A 16,796-nucleotide genomic window follows, 5' to 3' on the forward strand; every position below is an offset into this window, starting at 1 on the left:
AATCTTTGCGCATGGCTCGCTGTATTCACCAGTTGCTTCATGCTAAAATAAACAAATAGAAGGTGAGATAGTGGCCAGAACTGAAATCGATGCCCAGATTCTCCTGGGTGACCTCGAAAGCATTCTTCAATATCGCCTCAAGAGGAGAGACAAAGAGCGGATCTTCGACGCCTATGAGTTCGCGCGCTTCCATCATCAGGAACAGATGAGAGACTCTGGAGAGCCCTTCATAAGTCACCCCATTGAAGTCGCCAAAATACTGGCCCAGTTTTCCGCGGACAACGACACAATCATTGCCGGAATTCTTCATGACATAGTCGAAGACTGCAATGTTCCACTATCTGAGATCGCAGAAAAATATGGAGATACGGTAGCCCTCATAGTTGACGGTGTGACAAAGATAAGCAACTTGAAGCTAAATGAGAAGCTTGAGTCCAAGATAGTCAAGTCGAGAATGAAAGTCGAGACATTACGAAAGATGCTTCTGGCACTTTCAGATGACCCTAGGATAATCATAGTGAAACTGGCGGACCGGCTTCACAACATGCGAACGCTGGACTTTCTAAAAGATCCTGAAAAGAAGCGTGACAAGGCAAGAGAGACACTTCAAATCTATGCACCGATTGCCCACAGGATAGGTATGCACAAAATACAGGCCGAACTCGAGGATCTCTCTTTCAAGTATGAGTATCCCGAAGAGTTCAAGGAACTAAAATTCAAGGTCAACAGAAAGCTTAAGGAACGTCAGGACATAATGGACGAATACAAAGAAATTGTGCTTCGAGAGTTGAGAAAGAACAGGATCTCCGCCTTGATCGAAGGAAGAGTAAAGCATCTGTACAGCATATGGCAGAAGATGATTAAGAAGAATAGGTCTTTCGATGAAGTATTCGACCTAATTGCTCTCCGTATCGTAACCGGAGATGAAGTCAACTGCTACAAGATACTGGGAGCGGTTCACTCTCTTTGGCCACCAATGCCTGGTAGATTCAAAGACTACATAGCCGCTCCCAAATCGAACGGATACAAGTCACTCCACACAACTTTAATCACCCACAGAGGGGAGCCTTTGGAGATCCAAATAAGAAGCGAGAGAATGCACAAGGAAGCTGAATACGGTGTTGCCTCTCACTGGGTTTATAAAGAAGGCATAGATGTAAAGGATAGAACATGGTTTACGCAGCTCGTTGACTGGCAGAAAGATTTCATAGAAAGCTTCAAAGATATGGAATCTATTTCTCGCGAGCTAGAGGTCGAAGAGGTTTTTGTCTTCACTCCAAAGGGTGAGGTGGTTCATCTTCCGAAAGGGGCCACACCGATTGACTTCGCTTATGCCATCCATACTGAGGTTGGCCATCACTACGCCGGTGCCAAGGTGAACGATCGTCTCGTTCCGGTCAACTATGAACTGCAACTTGGTGATAGGGTTGAGGTAATTGTTAACAAGGCAAGCGAAGGTCCGAGTCTCGACTGGCTGAAATATGTGAGAGCAAACTCGACCAAGGCTAAGATAAAGAGATTTTTCAAGAATGAATACTCGGCGAAACTCGTAGAGAGGGGCAAAGAGATATTCAGAAAGATAAGCAAACGTCTTGCCGTTTCGATGGATGACCTCATTGAGGGAGAACAAATAAAGGCCCTGATGAACAGGTTGGGTGCGCACAATGAAAACGATCTTTTCAGCAAGCTTGGTGATGGATCGGTAACTATGGGAGAGGTTTTAAGCCTTCTTGCGCCGAAGGAAGAAGAGATTGAGACTCTTCCCGAAGAGACGGAACTGATAAAACAGAAACAGGCAAAGGGTAATGAGGTTGTTGTAGGGGGTGAAACGGGAATTGCCGTTTATTTTGCTAAGTGCTGCACGCCGCTTCCCGGGGACGATATCGTTGCTGTAATGAGCAGCAGGGGGATCTCGATTCACACTCGCAATTGTAGAAACCTGAAAGGCATAAGCAAAGACAAGCTTGTGGAGGCACACTGGAACCTTGACACTGGCGGCAAATTCAGTTCCTGGATCGTTGTGGAGTTTGATAGTGCTGATAGAACCATTGTAAACAAGTCTCTTGAGAGACTTGAAAACAAGAACGCAAAAGTAATGAAGTACTCCGTTGAAGCAGGCAGGTGGGGATATGATACACTGATTGCGAATATCCTTGTCAAGGATGTAGCCCATCTTACTTCAGTTATGGAGAACCTCAGGGGTATGAAGGGCGTTCAAAATGTTAAGAGATACGGAGGAGTTTCGTGAGAGCTGTAGTTCAAAGAGTAAGTAGTGCGAGTGTAGTTGTGGACGGAAAGGTCACGGGCAAGATAGATAAGGGGCTTCTTGTTCTTGTTGGAATTGGCAGAGAAGATGATGAGAGAGATGTGGAGTGGCTGGTAGACAAGACGATTAATCTCCGTATCTTTGAAGATGAAAATGACAAAATGAATCTTTCCCTTATAGATGTTTCGGGATCGCTTCTTGCCATATCGCAGTTTACAGTAATGGGTGATGCGAGAAAGGGCCGGCGACCTTCGTTTACCGATGCTGCCGAACCTGAAGTGGCCAGGGGGCTCTTCAACGATTTTCTCCAGATGGCGTCTAAGACTGTGAGAGTCGAGACAGGAATATTCCAGGCTCACATGGACGTAGAACTTGTTAACAGTGGGCCCGTTACAATTTTATTGGATTCAAAGAGAGTATTTTAGGAGGTGTTCTTGTGAAAAGATCCTTGAGATTCATTCTTATTGTGATAATGGTATCGGCTGTCGGAGCGATAGTTGTTTCTGAAGGCGGTGCTGGTCCATCGGAGCCTGCAAAGATTGCATTTGCCAATATGCAGAAGGTGCTAGAAGCGACAAAAGACTGGGTAACTTTGAACATCGATTATCAGAAAGACACGAAGTTTTATCAGGGCCAGTTAGATACTCTTAGCCAAGAATATCAAGATCTGGCAAATTCTGGAGCGAGTCAAGACGCCCTTCTACAGAAACAGCAAGAGATCCTTACGAAGAAGAGCCAGTACGAACAAACACTTGAAACGACTTACAATGCAAAGCTTCAGGTAATAATGGAACAGGTCAACAAGAGAATAAAGGATTATGCTACGTTTGTCGGAATAGATATGGTGCTCTCCAGTGAGGTTGTCGTTTATGGTTCTTCCGCGTACGATGTTACCGACGCGATCATTGAATATATGAAAGGTTTTCAGAATTGAGTGATCCTTCTTATCTGAAATGCGAACATCTTGACAAACGCTACGGAAAAAGAAGAGTATTAAAGGATGTCTCGCTGGAGGCATCCTCTCTTGAGGTTGTGGGACTCCTTGGACCAAATGGTGCAGGAAAGACCACCGCCTTCAAGTCTATCCTGGGAATTGTGATTCCTAATTCGGGAAGCATTTTCCTTGATGGTGAGAACATTACACACCTTCCTATTCACGAAAGAGCCAAGAGAGGGATTGCCTATTTGCCTCAGGAAACGTCGATCTTCAGAGGCCTCAAAGTAATCGAAAACCTTACAATGGTGATGAAGCTAACGGGTCAGGAAGACAAATGCCTGGAAAAGGCAAGTGAAATTCTTGACGAATTTGGTATTCTTTCTCTGAAAGATCAAACTGCCTCTCTCATATCTGGGGGAGAAAAGAGAAGGCTTGAATTTGCCAGGACTATGACTCTTTCACCCTCGTTCATTCTTCTGGACGAGCCCTTTGTCGGCATCGATCCAATGACAGTGAAGGATATTCAGAAGATGATCAGAAAGCTAAAGAGCAGGGGGATCGGTGTCATCGTAACGGATCATGATGTTTCATCCATAGCTAAAGTGGTCGACAGGTTATACGTACTGTACAAGGGAGAGGTCATTTCTTCAGGCGATCCTGCGGCGGTTCTTGGAGATAGTCTGGTGGTAGAAAAGTATCTTGGAAGTGATGAATGATGCTTCACGTAACGGTAATAGGATACTCCGGTTCAATAAGCGCGAGCCCCGTGAAGGAGCTTCACGGAATTTGCGAAGAAGTAGGGAGGACTCTTGCCAGGCACGGACACGTTGTTATGACGGGTGGAAGAGACGGGGTAATGGAACTTGTTTCTAGAGCTGTTTCGAAAGAAGGGGGACGTGTTATTGGTGTGCTCCCCGCCGGAGATGAGGGCAACACCCACAATGAAATCAGGATTCGCACTGGGATGGATTTTGCTTTGAGATCGTTGATACTTACTAAATCTGCAGATGTGGTGATTTCAATCGGAGGTCAAGCAGGAACTCTGCTTGAGATAATCTCCTCATATTCTTACGGACACCCCGTCATTCTCATGGGTGGTACCGGTGGCTGGACAGATAGGATAGGGTCGGTGCTCATAGATGGAAAGTATTTAGACGAGAGGAGAACTGCAGAAGTCATGAGAGCAAATAGTATCGAAGATCTTGAGAGGTTACTTGAGGAGGCAGAGAATGGTAAGGTGTAGATTTGCGCCAAGTCCGACAGGCAATCTTCACGTTGGCGGTGTAAGGACAGCGCTGTTCAACTGGCTTTTTGCGAAAAATCAAAATGGAAGTTTCGTGCTGAGAATAGAAGATACAGATACCGAGCGTTCCGAGAAGAGATTCGAGGACCAGATTCTCTCTTCCATGAAATGGTGCGGTCTTAATTGGTCGGAAGGTCCCGACATCGGTGGGGAGTACGGTCCTTATAGACAGAGCGAGCGAGTAGCTCTCGGGTTTTATGATAAGTATGCTCAAGAGCTCGTCGAGAGAGGACACGCATATTATGCGGTCTACAAAAAGTCGAATCAGGAAGACGTGCTGAGAATCTCAATGGAGATGCCTGATATATCAGGTGACGAAGTCTACACAATTAAGTTCAGGATTCCAGAGGGCAAAACGGAATTTTCTGATCTCTCAAAAGGGAAGATGAGTTTTGAGAACGAGAACTTCTCGGATTTCATAATTATAAAGTCCAATGGCTTCCCCACCTACAATTTTGCTGTGGTAGTCGATGATCATATGATGGATATTACTCATGTCTTCAGAGGCGAGGATCACCTTACGAACACTCCAAGGCAAATAATGATCTATAGAGCTCTCGACTGGGAACCGCCTACATTCATGCATATACCACTGATTCTTGGGAGTGACAGGGCTCCGCTTTCAAAAAGGCACGGCCACACAAGCGTGGACCATTTCAGAGAAGAAGGTTATCTTAGCGTGGGGCTTATGAATTATCTGGCGCTTCTCGGATGGACGGTCGATGAGGAAATTTTCGATTATCACGAAAAGGTCAAGGATTTCATTCCTTCCGATATCTCTAACAAAGGCGTTGTCTTCGATTATGAGAAGCTCGAATGGATAAACGGAAAGCATTTGAGATTGCTGGATCCCGAGGAGCTCATGATCCAGTTTGGATTGTGGTTGAAGTTCACCGGAAGATTTGACTACTACGCGATCATTGAGTCCGACCAGTTCTACTCGAGAGAGGTACTCACGATGTGCAGGGAGAAGATAAACACGCTTGAACAGCTATTTGATTTCTCTGCTCCCTTTTTCAGTGATGAGCTCGATTATCAAGAGGAGTATGTTTCCAAGTATCTTCAGAACAACTGGAGCAAGGATTTAATCTCGGCAGCAATAAGGAAATTTGAGGATTCTCTTGACTGGTCTGTTGAAGGAGTAGAAAAAACCGTAAGAGAGCTTGCCGATGAAAAGATAGCTTCGAAGAAGAATACTTTTCAGACCTTGAGAGGAGGGGTAACGGGAAGGCTTGTGACTCCGGGACTTTTCGAGACGATCTCCGTTCTCGGCAGGGATAGGGTCCTCGAGAGACTGGAAAACCTTCTCGAGATGATTGAGTATGAGGAAGGGAATCTCTCTGATTGAGATGGTTGTGTCGCTTGCGGTTTCTGCGATACTTCTGATATCGGTTTTCAAAATAGTGAACATGTCGATTGCGATGTCATTCAGCATTGTGAGAGAGACAAAGAGTTACATGTCGCTTTCCAGAACCTTCGATGTTATTGAAAGAGATCTCAACCGATCAATCGGAAACTTTTCGTGGGGGACCTCCTTCATTAGCTTCGACGCTATTGTTGACGGTCGATACAAGAGAATCAGATATTACGTTTCCGGCGACAGAATTATTAGAAGATCTGGCAACTCTTACAACACGGTGACCGAATTTGTAGACTCTGCCGGTTTTTATGGAGAAGAAGGAAGCGTAAGATTCTTTGTTGATGAAGGAGAAATCCTAATTGGAATTGAAGGTGGATAAAATGAATCCAAAAGATATCAGAAAGATGCTTCAGGCTATTGAGGAGGAGATTTTCTCAAGAGCCGAAATGAATGTGAAGGATATGCTGGAATCTCCATCGGCATACGTAAGGGCAAGGGCAATAAAATCAGCAGTGGAACGCGATATGAAAATCGAGAATATCGAGTCTTTTCTTGATGATCCTTCGCCGGATGTCAGAAAAAACGCGGTTTCTTCGATGGCGAAATTCGGTGAAGATCGAGATTCTATACTGAAGGCTCTTGATGACCCGTCAGACCTCGTTAGAAGCGCAACGGCGAAGGAACTCGTCGAGTTCGGTTATGAGGACGAGGAGTTGGCGAGGAAAATTGCTGCAGATCCTTCAAAAAAGGTTAGGAAGACCTTTGTTATCTCTCTTGCGGAAGCCGGAGAGAGCGAACTCTTACAGGAGTTCAACGGAGATCCAAGCACCGACGTTCGAAGGATATTGTCTGCCTACAATGGCGAACTGCAGCTAGATGAAGAGGTGCTCTCTTCGCTTTCGGGAAAATTCCAGAAACTTGCTATTCATTCAAGGCTCGGTAAACTGGATTCGACTTCTTCAGAAAAGCTTTTGGGTCTTATAAAGGATTTTCGCATTTCAAAGACAAAGCAGATTCTAGTTGAATCTTTAGAACCATTCCCGGAGGAGGTCTCGGTTCCGGCGCTGAGAAAGCTAGTCGAGTCCGAGGATTCAAACGTAGCAATAACAGCACTGAAGACTTACAGAAAAATCAAGGGATACGATGTTTCGTTGTTGCAGGCCGCAGAGAGGTTCATGGATTCAGATGATGAAGAGATGAGATTCGTCGGGGCGCAGTACGTCAAAGGTCTACTTGAACCATCCGCGGTTGATATTCTTCGAGAAGGACTTAATGATCCCTCAGACAGGGTTAGGGCGATATGTATTGAAGCTCTGGCCAACCTAATGGATAATTCTATCTCCGATGTCATTGATGAATCATTGAAATCAACTTCGTCGAGACTGAAGAAGGCTTCACTCAGAGCAGTAAAGAAACTCAAAACATTGGATGTGGGTGATCACGTTTCAAGAATTCTTTCCAACAGGAAGGAAGAGCTTCAGACGAGGATTCTTGCTTCTTCCGTGACGGGTCTTCTCAAACTGGACGGTTTGCTTCCTTGTCTCGAAGAGATAGTGGTAGATGCTTCCAGTGAGAGCCGCCTAAGACTATCGTCTGCCAGAGCAATGGCAAGAATAAACCCCTCACGTTTGGCCGATCTCTTTGGCTTTACAGTATAACAACCGCTGTAATAGAAACCGCCGTCGAAATCAAGATAATCGAGTCATTAATCGACCAGCTCATTTTGTCGAGGCTTCGCAATGTATGGCCGGGCTCGTATCCCATTATTTCCAGAGCGGACGCGGTGTCCTGGGCCTTCTTTAGCGAGGTCGTAATCACGGGTATCACCACTGAGAGAGAGTTTCTTACTCTCTTGAAAAAACTTCCGCCGTTGAATTCCACACCTCTAGCCTTCTGGGCCATAATTATTCGATTCGTCTGAAGCGAGAGAAGAGGAATGAAAGTGAGGGTTAGTGAAAGTGCCATTCCGAGTTCAGAAACCCTCTTAGTTTTCATCGGTAGCTTTCCGACGATTGCTTCAATGGAGGAGGAGATCTCCATGGGGGTTGTTGTATATGATAATGTAATGCTGAAGAAGACTGCAAAAACCATCCTAACAGTCAATAAGGTGGCGTTCAAAAGGCCCTCTTCTGTTATCCTCAGTATCTTCATATCCAGCAGGACTTTTCCGTGCGTAAAGAAGAGCTGGAAGATGACAATTAAGAGTAGAAGAAACTTGATTGTCCAGAGGGTTTTGATGTACTCCCCCAGCGGAACCTTTGAAAGCAAGAGAAGCGAAATCCAAAAGGAAAAAAGGATCAGAGAATCAACAATGCCGCTCAAGAACAAAGATCCCACCGCAAGCGCCACAAAAGAAATCGTCTTGACAACGGGAGACAGTTTATGAATGATTGAGTCGGCAGGGAAGAAGCGACCTAAGGGAATCTCTACCAACCATCTCTCTCCCTGTAACGAACAAAGCTGGTGGGAGTTTCCCATAAGGCTACTTCATAGAGCTCGAACGAATTCCCGCGAATCTTGCCTGCGAGTTTATTGAAAATCCACTCTGCTATGTTCTCTGCAGTTGGTTGCGATAGCACATCATTTATATAAGAGTGATCCAGCACACTCAGGACTTCGTCTCTGACAATTTCTTTCATTTTCAGAAAGTCGATTACCATGTCTTCCTCTTGCTTCTCCCCGGCAACGGTAACTTGAAGTTTATAAGTGTGACCGTGCAGCTTCTCGCACTTACCGTGATACATGGTGAGGTTATGTGCTGCGTCAAAAGTGAACTCCTTCGTTATGAAGAACATTTCTCTGTTCACCCTCCTTCCTCGCAAAACATCTACCCTTGAGAACCAAATATCGTTTTCTGTGTGACGATACTTCGAATTTCCTGTCGAAATCATTCAGTGATCACAAGTATAACTCATCCCAAATGGGTATTCCAGCTACTCCAGTCCGGCCCGTCAGATGCTCCACGATCTAGTATAGTATCCCTGCTTTCTTATCGGACCCTGAAAGAGGAAACCTGCTCTTCTAACCAGAAAAAATGTGGAGACCATCTCAGCCTGGGATTAGAGACAAAACGCAGAACAAGAATAAAGTTAGACTGCAATAGAATTCTAGAACTAGGTTTGACATATATCTAACCATATGTTATGATCTCAGTGTAAGATATATATCGAACCGGTGGAGGAATTGATAATGTCAAATTGCACTACAAAATCGATGAGAGAAGTTACGGAACAGATAGAAAAGGCACGAGTAGAAATCTTGAAGTCCAGACCCTTCCTTACTTTTCAGTAGGACTAGAGAAACCCCAAGAAAAAGAGAGAGCCTTAAGGTTCTCTCTTTTTGAATGAAAGAAACAAAAAAGGGTCTCTACCGAGAGACCCGAAGTCATCTTTCTTTCCGTGGGGGAAAAGGGGGGTTGCTTGTATGTCGCGATTCTACTGGTTTATTTCTTCAGAGTGCAAAAAAGTTTCCGTATCTTATAGAAGCCGATCTGGCTTTATCGATTTCCTTCTGGACATCTTTTCCGATTTTCAAAGATCCCTTCTTCATATCGACTCCTCCTTTTCGTCTGTTCGATTCATCTCTTACATTTTCATCATATCACTACGTTAGATAGTTGTCAAACTATTATTGTTAACGCACAATAAACTTCTAACAATATATCGATTAAGCAGATTTACGATCTTGCACTTTCAAATGGATTTGATTCGACACCGAAGAATACTTGTACATGTTCCGCATTTTAAGTACGTTATAGAGTTGCGTTGTTGATGAATTTCCCTGGTTCAAGGTTTCTCGAACCTTATCCATGCTATAATTCAATACAAGTCGAACTTGAGAGGTGTATTCCTTGAATATAATCCCGGGATACGTTGAACTCGTAGAGATTTTGGTGGCATGTGGTCTTGCTGACAGGAAGAGTTATTTCGACGCAGTTTCACATGATCTTGGATTCGATTTCGAACCGGGTCAAGAGCTAGGGGCATTTCTTCTTAAGATCAGAGAGAATGAGAACTGGTCGATAAAAGTTGTCGCTGACGTATTTTCGGAAATCAAGGACAGCGTCATCTTCTTTTGCGACTTTCCCGAAAGGCCGGGGGGGGAGATTCTCCTCGAGGACTCAATCGAAAGCCTTGCGAATAACTTCGAAGAGAAATCTAGATGTGTAGTAAACAGCATTCTTTCGAACAATCTCAATTTCTCTCAAGAGGAAGTAGATAAGATACTTGAAGGGGATCTAAGCATTGTGCCCGAAGCTGTAAACAAGGCCGAAGATCTCTCTGAAAACACGACATGGTTCATTACTCAGCTGATAAACTTTCCCAGGCAGTCGAAAGAGATCCTGCTCTTTGCTCTTAACGAAATGAAGAAGTACTACGAAGAATCCGGTCTGAGAAAAAAGAATCGCGATCAGATAGCCGAAAAACTAAAGCTCTTCGAAAATGATCAGTATAATCAAATTGCCGAGGGATTTCTTGATTTTTATGGCATTAAGGCAAGAGAAGACTTGCCGCTTCATCTCTTGTTTCAGAATACACTGAAGTATTCAGGGCTTAAGTTTGCAAGCTCCTGCAATACCCAGCTGATAGTATTCAGCGAGCACTTCAAGCAGATTGAAGAGATTATGAATCCATCGGTTACGGACAATACTCTCAGACTGTTTCTCAGAAATCTAGCCGATCAAACCAAGATGCAGATTTTGAAGTCGATATCCGAGGAACCAAAATACGTGGATGAGCTTGCAAAGCTCGTAGGGCTATCCAAAGCGACAGTATCCTACCACCTTTCGACTCTGTCCGAACTTGCCCTGGTTAAGAGCCGAAAAGATCACAGAAGGGTGTACTTCTCTTTGAATAAAGAGCGTCTCGAAAAAATTCTGAAAGGACTTGAGACGCTATACGATGAAGGTGAGAACTAATGGAAATAATCACCGGCTATTTCGAAATATACGATCTGACAATGGCCATTCAGTTTTCGCTGAACACTGGTCCTGTTGAGAAGGTACTCAAGACGCTCGGGGTTGATTATGAGCCCTCTTCTCAGCTCTTGGAATTCAGGGAAACACTTCTTAAGGATGAAGAGTGGTCAACGAGGATGTATATAACCTTTATGAACGAACTGGGTGTTATGGCTCCCATCCTCTTCCCAATAAGGCAGAAGCTTCAAGACGGTATGCAGGTGACGATCGAGGAAAGCCTTAATGTAACGGAAGAGGGAATCGAGTTGATAAGAGACCGTTTCATCCAGGTATTTGCAGATAGAAGGCTCAAGATTTCCCATGATGAGCTGAATCGTATGATAAGCGAGGAACCGCAGAAGGTCTCAAAGGCCATAGAGGCAATAGGCGGTGTAAGCCCGGATACTGTCTGGTTTGTGCACCAGCTACTCTTCTTTCCGAAGACGGCGATGGATTTCCTTTCCTCCAAGACGATGAAAATCTTAAACTATTATGAAGGAAGCGGTTTAAGAGGCCTCAACACTCGGCTCGTAAAAGGATACATAGAGAGTAGTTCGTCACAGAAGATCAAAGACGCCTTCTCGAACTATCTCGACTATTACGATATCGTACTCGATGAGACGAGACCTGTATACATAACTCTTCAAAACTCGGTACCTCATACAAACTCTGGCCTAATGACATATCCGACCTTTCATCTTCTGATAATGGGTCTTGAAGAGGTTACCGAAGATTTCTCGGGCAGAATCCCGCAGGAAGTCAGGCTACGGAGTCTTCTTAAGGTGCTTTCCGACGAGACCAGATTCAAGATCCTGAAGAGACTCAGCAAGGAACCGGCTTTACAGAAGGACCTCGTTGAATTCACAGGCCTCGCCAAGTCTACCATTTCCTATCATATGGGACTTCTGTTCAAGTCATCGTTGATCGACGTTGATCCATTCAGCAGCATAATCTGTGTGAGAAAAGAGACTGTACGGAGGGCAGCAGCCGATATCAGAAATCTTTTGAATTTGAGGGATATGAAATGATTAGAGCAGTAATATTCGATATGGATGGCGTGATAATCGATTCCGAAAAGCTCTATAGAAGGGCCTGTACCGAGCTGGTTTCGGAGCTTGGTGGAAAGATAAGTGATGAGCTCTTCGAGAAGCAGATGGGTCTTAAAATGTCTCAAACTCAGAGAGTAATTGTTCAGACTGCCGGTCTGGATATGGAGCCTGAGGAATTTGGCAGAAGGTACATGAAAAGGTATCTCGAACTTGCCAGAGAGACCGTGGTTCCAAATATCGGATTGATTGAGCTTCTTGATTTTCTTTATGGAAAGGTAGAACTGGCGATTGCATCGTCGACGGAGAAGTCCGCTGTTGAAGAGTTGATGAAGAAAATAAACGTGCTCGAATACTTCTCGGTAATCGTCGGGGGAGATGAAGTTAGGGAATCTAAGCCATCGCCGATGATCTATCAAAGAGCTTCGCGGCTTTTGGGAATTGCCCCGGAGGATTGCATTGTTATTGAAGACTCGCCAAACGGCATTAGAAGCGGTTTCATGGCCGGAATGGAGGTTCTTGGGGTAAGGCACGAGGAGAACATAGACCTTGATTTGTCGCTTTCAAAACATGTGTTCGATAATCTGAACGGGGTTAGAGAGTATTTGGAAAAGAGGTTCGATAGTTTAATTTAATCGAAGAGAATTTTCTCGAGTTGTTTTGAGCTTTTTATTTCCACGGAATTTCTATCTGGCATGAAGATGATTCCATCCTTCCGCAGTTCAGAAAAGTTTCGAGAAACGGCTTCTCTTGTTGATCCAAAAAGGTTTGCGAGTGTCTTCTTGGTATGAGGAAGTTCAAATGAATTGCTTCCCTTCTCAAGAGATAGTTCCAGAAGGTAGCTTGCCAGTTTCTTCTTGACGGTTGATAATGAAAGCAATTCAATGATATATGAGAGATTCAGTGTCTTTTCGGAAATGCTCTTTAGGTAAGAGAACAGAAAACGCTTGTTTTTGAAAGCATATAGGATAGCTTTCTTCGGAATGCTTAGTACTTCCGAATCCTCTTCCGCGAAGACATGTGAGGCGCACTTTCTTCCAGCGAACGCAAGCGCTTCTCCAAAAATCTGGTTCTTTTCAATGTAATTGATAGTCTGTTCACGACCAGAGGGCAATACCTTTGCAATTCTTAACCTGCCCTTGAGAACTATACAAAGTGAATCGCAAAGATCATCTGGAGTGTAGATCACCTGATCGGGCTGGAACCTGACAGTTCGCGAAGCCGAAAGAACTTCGCTTTTTTCATCACTGCTCAAATCGTTGAAGAGATCTACTGTGTCTAACATCTATTCGCCAACCCTGTACCAGTACTGATATTCTTCTCGAAAGCCGATCTTAGAATAGAGACTTATCGCGCTCTCGTTGGGTTTGTCAACCTGCAGATAGGCTGTCTCTGCTCCCCGTTGCCTACCAAGCTCCAAGAGTTTTTCGGTTATCTCTCTCCCGTATCCTTTTCGCCGTTCCGATTCTCGCACCGCTATTCCGAAGAGTCCCACGTGATTGCTTTCTATTACTGCAAACCCGCAACCAACTGCGATTTCTCTCTTTCTAAGGATGATGAAGGGGCTGCCAGGAAGAAGCATAGAAAGTAGTTTTCTTGCCCAGGCTTGATTTTCTCTTGCCCTGCTATTCAGAGAGAAGAAGAGTTCGAGCCATTCCTCCTCGGGCCTTGAAGCGACATCGGCGTCTGAAAGATCGTGGGGTTCACTGCCTATCGCTCTCGTCATTACCAGTGCTCTATCCCTTTCTTCAAACCCCATCTCTTTGAGGACACTGTTCAGTCCTGCAGGCTTTGAGTCCGCGGTGAGCTTGAACATCGTCCTTAACCCCTTTGACTTATAGAACCTGCTAGCCTCTTTGATCTTTTGCTCTAGAGGTTCGAACCCATCGTAGATAGGATAGACGGAGTTTGACCTGTTTGTATATCCGCCTGCGTATCTCAATACCCAGCCATCAAGGAACTTTGTGTAACCGGCTGGCCAGGAGTTTAAGGAGATCTCTTCAAGCCTACGAATTCTGGACATATTACCTCCGATCATAATTCTTACCCACCGATTCCGGGGCAGAAAGCAAACTCTCTTGCTGTACAAAAACGAACATCCTGATTTTAGTGGCGCATATGAAAAAGCAAAATCCTCCTACGCAGAACCGTACGAAAGAGCGAGAGCAAATTCAATCGGGGAAGTGCTTGAGAGGTGTGACTCTTTCAAAATACTTCTCATTGCAAGCAACGCTTCGATCCAGAATCTGTCTTAAGCATTCCCGTGAGTAAACTTACTGATGCTTTCCAGTATCGGTTCAATAGCTTTCCTGCTTGTGAAATCTACTGCCGTACTGTAAGCCGCCAGCATCCCTCTTTCATCGTCGGAAAGCTCTTCTCCGCGTCTCTTCTTTCCTTTGAGTTTACTCTTCAATAGAATCATCAAAATCTTATCTACGAGTCTCAATCTCTTGAAGTCAAATCCGCCCCTCAAATGGAAGAACTCAATCTTCTCGACAATTTCAGGCGAGAAGTTCTTTGCCTTTATGTCTTCGATAACCTCTGATCTCGCTGGAGAAGCTCCCACGGAGAAGATAATTACCTTCTTATTCTCGAAAGATTTGAAATTCTCTTTTATTGTAGACAATCCACTGATGCCAGTGGCATAGAGTGATCCGCCGAATACGATGCAGTCGTAATCCTTAAGTCTTTCAAGATCGACATCTTCAATATCAAAGAGATCGCCGTGGAGCTCTTCTGCAATCCATTCTGCATATTTCTTCGAACTTCCATATCTAGTTTTGTAAAGGACTACTGTTTTCGACAAGCTCTTCTTTTCCTTCTCCTGAACTGAAGACTCCACAGCTATTTTAACAGTATTTTGGGATTACTGCGTAAAGATCATAAAGCTCGTTCGACAGGACAAGGAGTCAATTTCTCTATTTGGATTTAAATGCATGAACTTGTTATCCAGAGTATTCTAATGTAAAATTGAGACTCTTACCTAACTATGCGGGAGGCTTGCTATGATTCGAAAATTCATGGCCTATTATCGGCCACATCTAGGGCTATTTTTACTGGATATGGCATGTGCTTTCATGATTGCTGGAATCGATCTGGTTTTTCCTAGATTCACTACATTGGCCCTGGATGATTATATCCCTTCGGGTAACATGAGAGGTATTGTGATTATCGCCGCAATAATGGCGTTTCTCTTTGTCTTGAGAGCCGTCTTCAATTACGTTGTCAGTTACTGGGGTCACGTTGTCGGGGTAAGGATGGAGTACAACATGAGAAAGGATATTTTCTCCCACCTGCAGACGCTATCTTTTAGTTATTTCGACAAGGTGAGAACCGGGAAGATCATGTCGAGAATAGTGAACGATCTTCGAGAAATCACGGAGCTTGCACATCACGGCCCCGAAGATGTCTTCATTTCTACTGTAACGTTGATCGGAGCCTTCATAATCTTAATGCAGAACGACTGGAGACTCACTCTCGTTGTCTTTGCCTATATACCTTTTATGGTCTGGTATGGAGTGAGAAAGAGACAGAAGATGGCAAAGGCATTTAGATTGGTGAGAAAGAAGATAGCGAACGTCAATGCACAGCTTGAGAACAGTATTTCTGGTATTAGAGTCGCTCAGTCATTCACCAATGAAGAATTCGAAAAAAGTAAATTCGATCTTGGCAACCAGGAATTCAAGGAATCCAGGCAGTTCGCCTTCAAGTCGATGGCCGAGATGACGACCGGTGTCGACCTGATGATGAACATGTTGAAAGTTACCGTTCTGGCTTTCGGGGGATATCTTACTTACTCAGGCGAGATAACCGTCGGAGCCTTTGTAGCTTACTTTCTTTACGTTGATCTATTTCTCCAGCCGATAAGAAGGCTTATGCAGTTTGCTCAGCAATATGAAGACGGAATGTCAGGTTTTGAAAGGTTCGTTGAAATAATGGAAACGAAGTCAAGCATCACAGATTCGCCGGATGCAGTTGAACTAAATGGTGTCAGGGGAGATATAAGAGTTGAGAAGGTTTCTTTCGCCTACGACGGAGGTGAAAACGTACTCACCGATATAAATCTCCATATTCCTGCCGGTAAGATGGTGGCTCTAGTCGGCCCCTCTGGTGGTGGAAAAACAACTCTTTGCCATCTTATTCCTAGATTCTATGACGTTAAAAGTGGACGGATCACCGTTGACGGAGTGGATATTCGTGACGTTACCATTCACTCCTTAAGAACCCACATCGGTATTGTTCAACAGGATGTCTTTCTCTTCGCAGGAACAATTAGGGATAATATTGCTTACGGTAAGGGCGACGCTACAGACGAAGAGATAATTGAGGCTGCAAAGAGAGCGAATATTCATGATTTCATCATGAGTCTCGAGAACGGATACGATTCTTATGTCGGTGAAAGAGGAGTAATGCTTTCCGGAGGTCAGAAGCAGAGAATATCAATCGCGAGGGTCTTTCTAAAGAATCCTCCCCTTCTCATTTTAGATGAAGCCACTTCTGCGCTGGATAATGAGACTGAGCTGAAGATCCAGGAGTCTCTAGAAGCCCTTTCGAAAGGACGCACAACACTTGTAATTGCCCACAGACTTTCCACAATTAAGAACGCCGATGAGATAGTTGTGATAACGAACAATGGAATCATAGAAAGGGGCTCTCATGACGAACTCCTCGAGAAGGGCGGACATTACGCGGGGCTTTATAGGGCTCAGTTCAAGGGGTATATACCGGATATGTGATCTCTCCAGTAGATACTCCCGTAAATATCGGGAGGGTTGAGAGGGGTCAAAAAAAAAGGCATGTTCATCAATGGCTTTGGAATACTCTGAATTAGCAGATGGAAGACTCTCTTGAAAGTCTCTCAGTTCTATGTCAGCCTGCGCCTTCCGAGCGCAAAATTTCAATTCGTGAAGTGAATTATGAAAATTCA

Annotated in this window: 17 protein-coding genes; 12 read left to right on the forward strand and 5 right to left on the reverse strand. The window is 44.4% G+C overall.

Features of this window, described 5'->3' with window-relative positions:
• The first annotated feature begins 70 nt into the window (after positions 1-70).
• Genes V513_RS13315 through V513_RS13350 form a run of 8 tightly spaced genes read left to right on the forward strand, consistent with a single transcriptional unit; the run spans position 71 to position 7,524 of the window.
• Positions 71-2,248, forward strand: a complete 2,178-nt coding sequence (locus V513_RS13315) for a RelA/SpoT family protein (RefSeq protein ID WP_006488309.1) — start codon at positions 71-73, stop codon at positions 2,246-2,248.
• Positions 2,245-2,691: a D-aminoacyl-tRNA deacylase gene (gene dtd / locus V513_RS13320; RefSeq protein ID WP_099773118.1), complete on the forward strand. Its 447-nt coding sequence runs from the start codon at positions 2,245-2,247 to the stop codon at positions 2,689-2,691. The genes V513_RS13315 and dtd overlap by 4 nt, the downstream gene beginning before the upstream one ends.
• 11 nt (positions 2,692-2,702) lie before the next feature.
• Positions 2,703-3,200: an OmpH family outer membrane protein gene (locus V513_RS13325; protein WP_006488305.1), complete on the forward strand. Its 498-nt coding sequence runs from the start codon at positions 2,703-2,705 to the stop codon at positions 3,198-3,200.
• Positions 3,197-3,919, forward strand: a complete 723-nt coding sequence (gene lptB, locus V513_RS13330; RefSeq protein WP_006488303.1) for an LPS export ABC transporter ATP-binding protein — start codon at positions 3,197-3,199, stop codon at positions 3,917-3,919. Before V513_RS13325 ends, lptB begins: the two co-directional genes overlap by 4 nt.
• On the forward strand, positions 3,916-4,446 hold the full coding sequence (locus V513_RS13335; protein WP_014731324.1) for a TIGR00725 family protein: 531 nt from the start codon (positions 3,916-3,918) through the stop codon (positions 4,444-4,446). The genes lptB and V513_RS13335 overlap by 4 nt, the downstream gene beginning before the upstream one ends.
• The gene (gene gltX / locus V513_RS13340) at positions 4,433-5,854 is read left to right on the forward strand and encodes a glutamate--tRNA ligase (protein ID WP_014731325.1); all 1,422 of its coding nucleotides are present in this window, start codon (positions 4,433-4,435) and stop codon (positions 5,852-5,854) included. The genes V513_RS13335 and gltX overlap by 14 nt, the downstream gene beginning before the upstream one ends.
• The gene (locus tag V513_RS13345; protein ID WP_099773119.1) at positions 5,829-6,245 is read left to right on the forward strand and encodes a PulJ/GspJ family protein; all 417 of its coding nucleotides are present in this window, start codon (positions 5,829-5,831) and stop codon (positions 6,243-6,245) included. The genes gltX and V513_RS13345 overlap by 26 nt, the downstream gene beginning before the upstream one ends.
• A 1-nt stretch (position 6,246) precedes the next feature.
• Positions 6,247-7,524 (forward strand): HEAT repeat domain-containing protein, encoded by a 1,278-nt coding sequence (locus V513_RS13350; protein ID WP_099773120.1) that lies wholly within the window; start codon positions 6,247-6,249, stop codon positions 7,522-7,524.
• Here V513_RS13350 and V513_RS13355 read toward each other — a convergent pair.
• Both V513_RS13355 and queD read right to left on the reverse strand, forming a co-directional pair.
• The gene (locus tag V513_RS13355; RefSeq protein ID WP_014731328.1) at positions 7,514-8,299 is read right to left on the reverse strand and encodes an energy-coupling factor transporter transmembrane component T family protein; all 786 of its coding nucleotides are present in this window, start codon (positions 8,297-8,299) and stop codon (positions 7,514-7,516) included. The genes V513_RS13350 and V513_RS13355 overlap by 11 nt on opposite strands.
• On the reverse strand, positions 8,293-8,661 hold the full coding sequence (gene queD / locus V513_RS13360; RefSeq protein WP_014731329.1) for a 6-carboxytetrahydropterin synthase QueD: 369 nt from the start codon (positions 8,659-8,661) through the stop codon (positions 8,293-8,295). The genes V513_RS13355 and queD overlap by 7 nt, the downstream gene beginning before the upstream one ends.
• A gap of 1,046 nt (positions 8,662-9,707) precedes the next feature.
• Here queD and V513_RS13365 point away from each other — a divergent pair.
• Genes V513_RS13365 through V513_RS13375 form a run of 3 tightly spaced genes read left to right on the forward strand, consistent with a single transcriptional unit; the run spans position 9,708 to position 12,504 of the window.
• Entirely contained in the window at positions 9,708-10,784 is a 1,077-nt protein-coding gene (locus V513_RS13365; RefSeq protein WP_257212148.1) for an ArsR/SmtB family transcription factor, read from the forward strand.
• Positions 10,784-11,851, forward strand: coding sequence for an ArsR/SmtB family transcription factor (locus tag V513_RS13370; RefSeq protein WP_099773122.1), 1,068 nt, complete (start codon positions 10,784-10,786; stop codon positions 11,849-11,851). Before V513_RS13365 ends, V513_RS13370 begins: the two co-directional genes overlap by 1 nt.
• Positions 11,848-12,504, forward strand: a complete 657-nt coding sequence (locus V513_RS13375; protein ID WP_099773123.1) for an HAD family hydrolase — start codon at positions 11,848-11,850, stop codon at positions 12,502-12,504. Before V513_RS13370 ends, V513_RS13375 begins: the two co-directional genes overlap by 4 nt.
• On the opposite strand, the gene V513_RS13380 is transcribed toward V513_RS13375, so the two are convergent.
• The 3 genes from V513_RS13380 to V513_RS13390 all read right to left on the reverse strand — a co-directional run bounded on the left by V513_RS13380 (position 12,501) and on the right by V513_RS13390 (position 14,675).
• Positions 12,501-13,154, reverse strand: a complete 654-nt coding sequence (locus tag V513_RS13380) for a Crp/Fnr family transcriptional regulator (RefSeq protein WP_099773124.1) — start codon at positions 13,152-13,154, stop codon at positions 12,501-12,503. The two genes, V513_RS13375 and V513_RS13380, sit on opposite strands and share 4 nt — an antisense overlap.
• A complete protein-coding gene (locus V513_RS13385; protein ID WP_257212149.1) occupies positions 13,155-13,892 on the reverse strand; it encodes a GNAT family N-acetyltransferase in 738 nt (245 codons plus the stop codon).
• Between the two features lie 228 nt (positions 13,893-14,120).
• Entirely contained in the window at positions 14,121-14,675 is a 555-nt protein-coding gene (locus tag V513_RS13390) for a flavodoxin domain-containing protein (RefSeq protein WP_257212150.1), read from the reverse strand.
• A gap of 199 nt (positions 14,676-14,874) precedes the next feature.
• Here V513_RS13390 and V513_RS13395 point away from each other — a divergent pair, with 199 nt between their 5' ends.
• Positions 14,875-16,605, forward strand: coding sequence for an ABC transporter ATP-binding protein (locus tag V513_RS13395; RefSeq protein ID WP_014731334.1), 1,731 nt, complete (start codon positions 14,875-14,877; stop codon positions 16,603-16,605).
• Positions 16,606-16,796: the final 191 nt, after the last annotated feature.

It is taken from the genome of Mesotoga sp. H07.pep.5.3 (assembly GCF_002752615.1).
GTDB classification, from domain to species: Bacteria; Thermotogota; Thermotogae; order Petrotogales; family Kosmotogaceae; genus Mesotoga; species Mesotoga prima.

Coding starts and splice junctions, on each gene's coding strand:
- V513_RS13335 (WP_014731324.1), top strand. CDS start 3,916: ATGATGCTTCACGTAACGGTAATAGGATACTCCGGTTCAATAAGCGCG.
- gltX (WP_014731325.1), top strand. CDS start 4,433: ATGGTAAGGTGTAGATTTGCGCCAAGTCCGACAGGCAATCTTCACGTT.
- V513_RS13345 (WP_099773119.1), top strand. CDS start 5,829: ATGAGGAAGGGAATCTCTCTGATTGAGATGGTTGTGTCGCTTGCGGTT.
- V513_RS13350 (WP_099773120.1), top strand. CDS start 6,247: ATGAATCCAAAAGATATCAGAAAGATGCTTCAGGCTATTGAGGAGGAG.
- queD (WP_014731329.1), bottom strand. CDS start 8,661: ATGTTCTTCATAACGAAGGAGTTCACTTTTGACGCAGCACATAACCTC.
- V513_RS13370 (WP_099773122.1), top strand. CDS start 10,784: ATGGAAATAATCACCGGCTATTTCGAAATATACGATCTGACAATGGCC.
- V513_RS13375 (WP_099773123.1), top strand. CDS start 11,848: ATGATTAGAGCAGTAATATTCGATATGGATGGCGTGATAATCGATTCC.
- V513_RS13380 (WP_099773124.1), bottom strand. CDS start 13,154: ATGTTAGACACAGTAGATCTCTTCAACGATTTGAGCAGTGATGAAAAA.
- V513_RS13385 (WP_257212149.1), bottom strand. CDS start 13,892: ATGTCCAGAATTCGTAGGCTTGAAGAGATCTCCTTAAACTCCTGGCCA.
- V513_RS13395 (WP_014731334.1), top strand. CDS start 14,875: ATGATTCGAAAATTCATGGCCTATTATCGGCCACATCTAGGGCTATTT.